The organism is Mesorhizobium sp. M7A.F.Ca.CA.002.15.2.1 (assembly GCF_003998715.1).
Lineage (GTDB): Bacteria > Pseudomonadota > Alphaproteobacteria > Rhizobiales > Rhizobiaceae > Mesorhizobium > Mesorhizobium ciceri.
Genome location: NZ_RZPI01000613.1, coordinates 1 through 3,409 on the forward strand (window position 1 = coordinate 1; position 3,409 = coordinate 3,409).

The window sequence follows — 3,409 nt, forward strand, 5'->3', positions numbered from 1 at the left end:
GATCCAGTCGGCGACGATGGGCTCGAAAAATCCTTTTGCCCTGCTTGGTGCCTTCTGGAAAATCTGGCGCGGCGTGCGCCAGGCTTCTGCCGTCATCGCCAGGATCAAGCCGGATGCCGTCGTCGGCTTCGGCGGCTATCCAACCTTGCCGCCGCTCTACGCGGCGACACGGCGCAAGGTACCGACCCTGATCCATGAGCAGAACGCGGTGATGGGGCGCGCCAACCGGGCGCTGGCCGGCCGTGTCGACGCGATCGCCGGCGGCTTCCTGCCGCAGGACAGCAGTGCAGCCGGGGTCAAGACGGTGACGACAGGCAATCCGGTCCGGCCTGCGGTGCTGGAAGCGGCCAAGACTGCCTATGCGGCATCTGCCGGGGATCAACCGTTCCGCCTGCTGGTTTTTGGCGGCAGCCAGGGCGCCCAATTCTTTTCCGATGCCGTGCCGGGAGCCATTGCGCTGCTTTCCGACGCCCAGCGCAAACGGCTGGTCATTACCCAACAAGCGCGCGCCGATGACGTGGCGCGGGTCAAGGCGGTCTATGCCACCCTTGGCGTCGCCGTCGAGGTCTCGCCCTTCTTCACCGACAGGGCGGCACGCATGGCGGCCGCTCATCTGGTGATCTCGCGTTCCGGCGCCTCGACCGTCTCGGAGATCGCCGTCATCGGCCGGCCGGCGCTGCTGGTGCCTTACCCCCATGCGCTCGATCACGATCAGGCGGCGAACGCGGCGGCCCTTGCCGCTGCCGACGGCGGCGAAGTGCATCCGCAATCCTCGCTCTCGTCCGAACGCATCGCAGCGCTTGTCGGCGGGCTGATGGACGACCCCGATCGGCTGACGGCAATGGCGGCGGGTGCGAAATCGGCCGGCAGGCCGGACGCGGCACGGTTGCTCGCCGATCTTACAGAGGCTATTGCGTCCAAAAAAACCGTTTCGGATTTCAGGAAGGGGACGCAAGCATGAAGATGCCGCAGACCATCGGCCTTGTGCATTTCATCGGCATTGGCGGCATCGGCATGAGCGGCATTGCCGAAGTGCTGCACAATCTCGGCTACAAGGTGCAAGGGTCCGACCAGGCCGAAAGCGCCAATGTGCAGCGGCTGCGCGACAAGGGCATCGAATGCTTCGTCGGCCATAGGGCCGAGAATCTCGGCGATGCCGAGGTGGTGGTCGTCTCGACGGCGATCAAGAAATCCAACCCTGAGCTGAAGGCCGCGCGCGAAAAGCTGCTGCCGATCGTGCGCCGGGCCGAGATGCTGGCCGAACTGATGCGCTTTCGCCAGGCGGTGGCGATCGGCGGCACGCATGGCAAGACGACGACGACCTCGATGGTGGCGACCTTGCTCGATGCGGGCGGGCTCGATCCGACCGTGATCAATGGCGGCATCATCAATGCCTACGGCACCAACGCCCGCATGGGCGACGGCGAATGGATGGTGGTCGAGGCCGACGAGAGCGACGGCACCTTCCTGAAACTGCCGGCCGAGATCGCGGTCGTCACCAACATCGACCCCGAGCATCTTGACCACTATGGCAGCTTCGACAAGGTGCGCGAGGCGTTCCGCCAGTTTGTCGAGAACGTTCCGTTCTACGGTTTTGGCGTGATGTGCACCGATCACCCCGAAGTGCAGGCGCTGGTCAGCCGCATCGAGGACCGCCGGGTCATCACCTATGGCGAGAATGCGCAGGCCGACGTGCGCTTTACCAATCACCGCATGTCAGGTGCCATTTCGGAATTCGACGTGGTGATCCGCGACCGCAAGACCGGCGGCCAGACTGTCATAGCAGGCCTGCGCCTGCCGATGCCCGGCCGTCACAACGTCTCCAACGCGACGGCAGCAATCGCGGTCGCGCACGAACTCGGCCTGTCGGCCGAGGCGATCAAGAAGGGCCTGTCGTCCTTCGCCGGCGTCAAGCGCCGCTTCACCCATACCGGTTCGTGGGACGGCGTCGAAATATTCGACGATTACGGCCACCATCCGGTCGAGATCTCGGCGGTGCTGAAGGCGGCGCGCAGCGCCACCCAGGGTCGTGTCATCGCCATTGCCCAGCCGCATCGCTTCACCCGGCTGCATGATCTGTTCAACGAGTTTTCCACCTGCTTCAACGACGCCGACACAGTAATGGTGGCGCCGGTCTACGCCGCCGGCGAAGAGCCGATCGACGGCGTCAGCTCGGACGCGCTGGTGTCGCGCATCCGCGCCGGCGGTCATCGCGACGCGCGCTACATCGAGGGCCCGGCGGCGATTGCGCCCATCGTCCGTGATCTGGCCAAGCCGGGCGATTTCGTCGTCTTCCTTGGAGCCGGCAACATCACCCAATGGGCCTATGCGTTGCCCAAGGAGCTTGGCGGGACCGTCTCATGAGGCACGGCCAGGCCCTGATCGACAGACTTGGCGACCGGCTTGCCGGCCTGCGTGGCCGCCTGACGCCGAACGCCGAGATGGACAAGATCACCTGGTTCCGTGCCGGGGGGCTGGCTGAAGCGTTGTTCCAGCCGGCCGATGAGGAGGACCTTGCCGCGTTCCTGAAAGCCGTTCCCGAAGAGATACCGCTGACGGTCGTCGGCGTCGGCTCCAACCTTCTGGTCCGCGATGGCGGCATCGAGGGCTTTGTCATTCGGCTTTCGGCCAAGGGCTTCGGCGATGCCGAGGTGATTTCGCCAATCAGGATCAAGGCGGGAGCTGCGACCCCCGACAAGCGCGTCGCAGCGGTGGCGCTCGAGGCCGGCATTGGCGGCTTTCATTTCTACCACGGCATTCCGGGTGCAATCGGCGGTGCGCTGCGAATGAATGCCGGCGCCAATGGCGTCGAGACGCGCGAGCGCGTCATCGAAGTGCGAGCACTCGATCGCAAGGGCAATGTGCAGACGCTGAGCAATGCCGATATGGGATACGCCTATCGCCATTCGGCGGCTCCCTCCGGGCTGATCTTCACCTCCGCCGTGTTCGAAGGCTTTGCCGAGGACAGGGCGACCATCAAGGCTGCGATGGAGGCCGTGCAGAACCATCGTGAGACCGTGCAGCCGATCCGCGAAAAGACCGGCGGCTCGACCTTCAAGAATCCCGACGGCACATCGGCCTGGAAGGAGATCGACAAAGCGGGCTGCCGCGGCCTGATGATCGGCGGCGCGCAGATGTCGCCGATGCATTGCAACTTCATGATCAACACCGGAACCGCGACCGGCTACGACCTTGAATATCTCGGCGAGACGGTGCGCACGCGGGTGCTGGAGAATTCCGGTATCCGGCTGCAATGGGAAATCAAGCGCATCGGCAATTTCCGGCCAGGGCATGCCGTTCAGGAGTTTCTCGGGCAGCTCCTTTAAGGTGCGCTGATATTCAGGTGATGCTCCGCTCCGGTTCTCGAAAGCCATCGTTTTCGACTCGGCCTGACCTGAATCTCGACACA

Annotated in this window: 3 protein-coding genes; all 3 read left to right on the plus strand. The window is 64.5% G+C overall.

Going from position 1 to position 3,409, the window contains the following annotated elements; all coding sequences use genetic code 11:
• Nucleotides 1-961: UDP-N-acetylglucosamine--N-acetylmuramyl-(pentapeptide) pyrophosphoryl-undecaprenol N-acetylglucosamine transferase (locus tag ENZ74_RS26190; RefSeq protein WP_164761219.1), on the plus strand; the 961-nt coding region annotated here is incomplete at its 5' end.
• The gene (murC, locus tag ENZ74_RS26195; protein WP_013530958.1) at nt 958-2,364 is read left to right on the plus strand and encodes a UDP-N-acetylmuramate--L-alanine ligase; all 1,407 of its coding nucleotides are present in this window, start codon (nt 958-960) and stop codon (nt 2,362-2,364) included. The genes ENZ74_RS26190 and murC, both read left to right, overlap by 4 nt.
• Nucleotides 2,361-3,326 (plus strand): UDP-N-acetylmuramate dehydrogenase, encoded by a 966-nt coding sequence (murB, locus tag ENZ74_RS26200; RefSeq protein ID WP_063168309.1) that lies wholly within the window; start codon nt 2,361-2,363, stop codon nt 3,324-3,326. Before murC ends, murB begins: the two co-directional genes overlap by 4 nt.
• Nucleotides 3,327-3,409: the final 83 nt, after the last annotated feature.